Annotated in this window: 6 protein-coding genes and 2 pseudogenes; 3 read left to right on the top strand and 5 right to left on the bottom strand. The window is 54.4% G+C overall.

The annotated features are described in order from the left end of the window. Both AC2FLX_RS21695 and AC2FLX_RS21690 read left to right on the top strand, forming a co-directional pair. Positions 1 to 120: pseudogene (locus AC2FLX_RS21695) on the top strand (acyl-CoA thioesterase); the annotation flags it as partial. 461 nt (positions 121 to 581) lie between these two features. Beyond that, positions 582 to 1,613, top strand: a pseudogene (locus AC2FLX_RS21690) (IS30 family transposase). A gap of 34 nt (positions 1,614 to 1,647) precedes the next feature. On the opposite strand, the gene AC2FLX_RS21685 reads toward AC2FLX_RS21690, so the two are convergent. Beyond that, complete coding sequence (locus AC2FLX_RS21685) at positions 1,648 to 2,877, bottom strand: acyl-CoA dehydrogenase (protein ID WP_496810406.1); 1,230 nt, start codon at positions 2,875 to 2,877, stop codon at positions 1,648 to 1,650. 96 nt (positions 2,878 to 2,973) lie between these two features. Between AC2FLX_RS21685 and AC2FLX_RS21680 the strand changes: the two genes are divergently transcribed. Beyond that, a complete protein-coding gene (locus AC2FLX_RS21680; protein ID WP_496748412.1) occupies positions 2,974 to 3,885 on the top strand; it encodes a LysR substrate-binding domain-containing protein in 912 nt (303 codons plus the stop codon). Here the strand turns inward: AC2FLX_RS21680 and phoB are convergent. From phoB to AC2FLX_RS21660, 4 genes are all read right to left on the bottom strand, one after another. Further along, on the bottom strand, positions 3,882 to 4,571 hold the full coding sequence (gene phoB / locus AC2FLX_RS21675; RefSeq protein ID WP_480751406.1) for a phosphate regulon transcriptional regulator PhoB: 690 nt from the start codon (positions 4,569 to 4,571) through the stop codon (positions 3,882 to 3,884). The genes AC2FLX_RS21680 and phoB overlap by 4 nt on opposite strands. An 11-nt stretch (positions 4,572 to 4,582) precedes the next feature. Next, entirely contained in the window at positions 4,583 to 5,284 is a 702-nt protein-coding gene (phoU, locus tag AC2FLX_RS21670; protein WP_496810405.1) for a phosphate signaling complex protein PhoU, read from the bottom strand. A 15-nt stretch (positions 5,285 to 5,299) separates the two neighbouring features. Then, positions 5,300 to 6,097: a phosphate ABC transporter ATP-binding protein PstB gene (pstB, locus tag AC2FLX_RS21665; protein WP_496810404.1), complete on the bottom strand. Its 798-nt coding sequence runs from the start codon at positions 6,095 to 6,097 to the stop codon at positions 5,300 to 5,302. Between the two features lie 12 nt (positions 6,098 to 6,109). Further along, positions 6,110 to 6,533, bottom strand: a 424-nt coding sequence (locus tag AC2FLX_RS21660) for an ABC transporter permease subunit (protein ID WP_496875551.1), incomplete at its 5' end; no start/stop codon positions are given.

The raw sequence follows: 6,533 nt of genomic DNA, 5'->3' as shown, positions 1-6,533 counted from the left end.
ATGGACGCGCCGTGGACGGGGCAGGGGCGAAGCTTCAATCGCGGTTCCATTTATACAGAAGACGGAATTCTGGTCGCCTCCGTCGCACAGGAAGGTTTGATGAGACGCCCAAAGGTTTAGCTCTGGCCACTGGATATTTGATTTAGATTTTTCATCCCTCTGATCCAACGGCCATAGTCTTCGACCTTCATGCGCATGTAATCGCCAACCTGAGGATGCGGCAGAACCAAGGACCGTTGTTTTGTATTGCTTCAACGCAAGTGTTCACCACCGCTTCGGACTCAATGATGCGGTCTTCCTTGCTAGACTGTTCTGCCAGTACTTCTCCAATCCGTGATGCAGCACCCGATAGGACGAAAATTTCGTTCTTTAGATCCTACACTTCCTCGGCGATCTGGTTGAGACGAGGTCCAACTGTTCCGTTCGTCCACGCAACATACGGAGTTTGCTAGGGCATGTCGCTTACAGGATTATAAAATACATAATACCAATTATACGTTTTCGACATGTACCCGGGAGCGCGCTACCCTGAAGTGAGAATCCTATAAAAAACAATTCGTTATCTAATAGAAGATCATGGCATGGGGGCCGTTTGCACGCAACTATCACTGCAAGAACGTCGCAAAATCGAGAACTGGTGGCACGCAAAGGTGCCCGTTCGGGAGATGGCGCGCGTGAAGCGCCACAAATCGACGATTTTTCGCGAGATCAAACGTAATTTCTGGGCCGATGATGCGTTCCCCAAGAAGTACGCGGGGTATTTTGGTCATGCGGCTCGTTTACAAACTCAGAAACGTCGATCCGTGCGTGCAGCGCAAGCTGATCCGACGCCCCGATCTCAGTAAGCGAGTCATCGCCCGCCTCAAACAAGGATGGACACCTGAGCAGATCGGCAATCGGATGATCCACGAAGGTGCAAAAATGCGCGTGTGTCAGGAAACGATCTGTCGGCACATCTATTCCAACGAAGTTCTGGCGCAGGAGTTCTGGTGGTTCCTGCCCCAGTATCGCAAGTCTCGTCGCCCACGCCGTGCCAGAAAGCGCTAGGCTCCAAGGTTCGATCGTGATGTGAGCATCCTGTTTCGACCGGACGACGCCGCGCACCGCCGTCAGTTCGGTCACTGGGAGGCTGGCCTTGTACTGTTTAAACAGCGCTTTGGGCAATCAAATGTAACCTCGCTTGTCGAGCGGGTCAGCCGATTCACGGTGCTTCTGAAGAATCCGAACAAACGCACGAAGTCTGTCATGGGAAAAATCAAAAAAGCAATACGCGACCTCTCTCACGTGGCGCGCAAGTCCGTCACCTTTGATCGAGGAACGGAGTTCGTCAGCTGGCCCCATCTCCAAGCTGAGATCGGAACACAAACGTGGTTCTGCGATCCGTCTTCCCCCCCTGGCAGAAAAGCACCGTCGAGAACACCAATCGCCGGGCGCGAAAATGGTTGCCCCGCAAGCGCGACATCACGGCGGTCTCAGATCATGAATTGAAAATGTTCTGCGACCGCCTCAATGCAACCCTCAGGAAATGCCGTGTATGGAAGACACCAACAGAGGTGTTCAGAGAAAAGAGGATGAAAGAGATGGGCGAATGCCCCTACCCCGAACGCCAATAGCAGTCGCGGTTCACATATCGCCCACAACTATCTTTCAATAGAACGCCTGCAACCCGGTTTGCGCCCGCCCGAGAATCAACGCATGTACATCATGAGTACCTTCGTAGGTGTTCACGGTTTCAAGATTGACCATGTGGCGAATGACCTGAAATTCCAGCGAGATTCCGTTTCCACCGTGCATGTCCCTCGCCATGCGCGCAATCTCCAGGGCCTTGCCGCAATTATTGCGCTTGATTATCGAAATCATTTCGGGCGCCGCATTCGCTTCGTCCATCAGCCGCCCGACCCGAAGGCTGGCCTGAATGCCCATTGCAATCTCGGTCTGCATATCCGCCAGCTTTCGCTGGAACAACTGTGTCTGTGCCAACGGACGATTGAACTGATGACGATCAAGGCCGTATTGCCGGGCCGAATGCCAGCAATGCTCGGCTGCCCCCATTACACCCCAACTAATTCCATAGCGCGCCCGATTTAGGCAACCGAAGGGACCTTTGAGGCCCTGAACATATGGAAGCAGAGCATCTTCACCTACTTCGGCACCATCAAGCACGATTTCCCCCGTGATAGATGCACGCAGGCTGAGTTTGTTCTGGATTTTCGGGGCGCTCAGTCCCTTTATGCCCTTGTCCAGAACGAATCCGCGGATCTTGCCATCATGTGCATCGGACTTAGCCCAGACCACAAAAACATCCGCGATCGGAGCATTGGAAATCCACATTTTGCTGCCGGTCAAACGGTAGCCGCCTTCGATTTTCTCGGCCCTAGTTTTCATACTGGCAGGATCACTTCCAGCGTCAGGCTCGGTCAAGCCGAAGCACCCGATCCACTCGCCGCTGGCCAATTTGGGTAAGTACTTCCTGCGCTGTTCTTCGCTGCCATAGGCGTAAATTGGATACATCACCAGCGAGCTTTGCACAGACATCATGGATCGGTAACCGGAATCGACCCGTTCAACCTCGCGCGCCACAAGGCCATAAGCGACATAGCCTGCGCCTATGCCGCCGTATTCTTCGGGAATCGTTGTACCCAACAGGCCCATTTCACCCATTTCCCGAAAGATTTCCGGATCGGTTTGCTCGTTCTGGAAGGCATCTGTCACACGTGGCTGTAGTTTTTCCTGCGCATAGAACCGTGCGCTGTCGGCAATCATCCGTTCTTCTTCAGTCAGTTGATCGGATAAGCGAAAAGGATCCTCCCATGCAAAGGTTCCAAGATCGGGCGCGTCCTTGGCTCGTAGGGTCGGTTTCGTCGTCGGAGCATTCATGGCACTTCTCCAAATTTCTGATTGCGCGAACCCTACTCTGCGATTTTCGCAAAAAACAGCGATACTTTTACATGTTTATATGACAAAAACGCATACATGGACATGCCACGTAGACTATTTCCATCAATCACCGCGCTTCGCGCATTGGAAGCCTTGGACCGCCTCGGATCTGCTTCCGCTGTTGCCGAAGAATTGACTTTGACTCAAAGTGCCATCAGCAGACAGTTGCAATCTCTCGAGACACAACTGGGTGTGGAACTGATCCGGAGAGACAAGAAACGGCTAACGTTGACGTCCACGGCACAAACCTATGTTCAGGAAATTCGCGAAGCCCTGAACCAGATCGCGCAAGCCTCGTTGCGCCTGCATGTCGCGCCAGTTGGAGGAACTCTGAACCTTGCCATACTTCCGACCTTTGGAATGCGGTGGCTCATGCCGCGTCTTCCTGACTTCGCGAGGCGTCACCCCGAAATTACAATCAACATGTCAACCCGGCTTCGCCCTTTCAACTTCGCCACCGAAGCCTTTGATGCCGCATTGCATTTTGGTGAACCTGACTGGCTCGGAACAGAGCGGCTGCTGTTGAAGACTGAACGCGTTCTGCCCGTTTGTGCGCCCGGTCTCATGCCAAATGGTGCACCGAAAGTCGCCGAAGGTTTGTTGCGTTATCCGCTTTTGCACATTCAAACGAGGCCACGCGCTTGGCAGGATTGGTTCACTCAGATGGGAGTTGATCGCAAAGCTCCGCTAAACGGCACTATCCACGACCAGTTTGCAACGATTATACAGGCGGCAATTCACGGCTTGGGCGTGGCGCTGCTTCCCAGCTACCTGGTGGAACAGGATCTTGCCACGGGTCGTCTGGTTGCAGCCTATCCCGATGCGGTGGAGACCGTCGGAGCCTATTACCTTGTCTGGCCGATATCGAAGTCGACTGATCCGTCACTGCGCGAGTTTCGGCACTGGTTGGCAGGGCAAGTCGAACCTGAAGAAACCTTGCCGCGCTAACCCAGCGCGTACCCTGTCCCACGAACGGTTCGCAACGGGTCCGTTCCTCCATGTTGCATCAACGCCTTGCGCAAACGCCCGATATGAACGTCAACGGTTCTGGTGTCGACAAAGATGTCGCGCCCCCAAACCCGATCCAACAATTGTTCGCGACTCCAGACCCGACCCGGCTTTTCCATGAATGTGCTGAGCAGTCGAAACTCTGTTGGCCCAAGTTTCAGGGCCTTGTCCCCTCGACTGACCTTGTGGGTTTCCGCATCCAGTACGATGTCGTCATATTCCAATTTAACACCAACAGTCGAAGGTCGCACCCTCCTGAGTTGACTGCGGACCCGCGCCATCAATTCGACAACAGAATAAGGTTTGACAACATAATCATCCGCGCCAGTTTCCAATCCGCGCACCTTGTCCACCTCTTCCGAGCGCGCCGACAGCATGATGATCGGTATCGATCGCGTTTCGGGCCGCGTTTTCAAACGGCGGCACACTTCGATGCCGCTCAGGTTGGGCATCATCCAGTCGAGAACGATAATGTCCGGGCTGTCTTCGTCGACCAGCAACAGGGCCTCTTCCCCATTGGCTGCGCGGGAAACGCGAAAGCCCTCGGCCTCAAGATTATAGGCCAGAACCTCGCGCTGCGCAGGCTCATCCTCTACAACCAGAACCGTCGGTTGATCGGTGGGCATGTCAGCCTCCCTCAGATCGTCTGCGAGGTTGTGTCGGCCTTGGGCCGGGCCTCGGTCGGGCGACTGCCGGTTACCAAGTAAACCACTTGCTCGGCGATTGCGGTCACATGATCGCCCATTCGTTCGATGTTTTTGGCGATGAAATGCAGATGCATGCATGCAGAAATACTGCGGGGATCTTCGGCCATGAAGGTAAGCAATTCACGAAACAGGCCATTGTACATCTGGTCAACATCATGGTCGCGCTCTATCACATCGTTTGCCAGTTCCGGATCGCGCTGGATATAGGCATCCAGGGCATCGCGCAGCATGTGTTCAACCTCACGCGCCATCCGGCGCAGTGCCGAAGCGCTGCCGTTCACCTCCGCCGCGTCCACAAGAACGGTTGTTCGCTTGGCGATGTTCTTGGCGTAGTCACCAATTCGTTCGAGATTTGCCGAGACCTTCAGGACGGACAACACCAACCTCAAATCCCCGGCTGTCGGAGAGCGCAGCGCAATCAAGCGGGCCGTTTCTTCGTTGATCAGTTCTTCGAGCTGGTCGATTGCCTTGTCATCCTTGCGCACTTGTTGCGCCAATTCTTCATCACGCGTTTCCAGAGATCTGGCTGCGCCCATGATTGCGGCCTCCACCAAGCCACCCATCTTCATGATATGCGCTTGAACGGCTTCGAGATCGCGGTCGTAAACTGAAGTAATATGCTGTTCTGTCATGCTTTTTTCTCGTCTTCAGCCGATCCGGCCAGTGATGTAGCTTTCGGTTCGGGGATCAATCGGGTTGGTGAAAATCTGACCGGTCTCACCAAATTCCACAAGGTTACCCAGGTGGAAGAAAGCGGTTTTCTGGCTGACCCGGGCTGCCTGTTGCATAGAATGGGTCACGATCACCACCGAATATCGCTGACGCAGTTCGTCGATCAGTTCTTCGACTTGTGCTGTTGCTATCGGATCGAGTGCCGAGCATGGTTCGTCCATCAACAAAACCTCGGGTTCTGTTGCAACCGCGCGAGCAATGCACAAACGTTGCTGCTGCCCCCCTGACAGGCCGGTTCCGGGGGCATCAAGACGATCTTTGACCTCATCCCAGATTGCCCCGCGACGCAGGGATCTTTCCACGATTTCATCCAGTTCCGCCTTGTTCTTTGCAAGGCCATGGATGCGGGGACCGTAAGCTACATTGTCATAGATCGACTTGGGAAAAGGGTTGGGTTTCTGGAACACCATCCCGACCTTGGCGCGCAATTGAACCGGATCGACCCGCTTGTCATAAATATCCTCGCCATCCAGCAGGATATCACCTACGACACGGCAGATGTCGATTGTGTCGTTCATTCGATTGAGGCAGCGCAGAAAGGTGGACTTGCCGCAGCCCGACGGACCGATGAAGGCCGTCACCGTCTTGTCCTCGATCTCGACACTCACATCCTTGATGGCATGGGCTTCGCCATAGTAGACTTGAACGTTTTTTGCCGTGATCTTGGGTTCCTGCGTTTCCACTTCTCTCTCCACGCGAGACAAATCTTTCATATCGTGCCCCTTTTACCAGCGGCGTTCAAAGCGGCGGCGAAGGATCACGGCCACGGTGTTCATGGTGACGAGGAAGACAAGCAAGATGATGATGCCTCCCCAAGCGCGTTCGTAAAAGGCCGGATCGGCCCGTTTTGCCCATTCGTAAATCTGTGCCGGCATAGCGGAGTTCGGTGACAATAGCCCGCTTGCGATGCCGTCCGGCGCATTCGAGGCGATGAATCCCACCATGCCAATCAGAAGCAGCGGCGCTGTTTCACCAAGGGCCTGCGCCAAACCGATTATTGTTCCCGTCAGAATGCCTGGAGCGGCCAGAGGCAGCACGTGATGAAACACGGATTGCATCTTCGATGCCCCTACCCCAAGCGCCGCATCACGAATGCTGGGCGGTACCGATTTTAGCGATGCACGAGTCGAAATGATGATCGTTGGCAGG

It is taken from the genome of Ruegeria sp. YKSF57, assembly GCF_059612585.1.
Note: the sequence above shows the minus strand (reverse complement) of the source record. Positions and strands in the feature narration are given on the sequence as shown.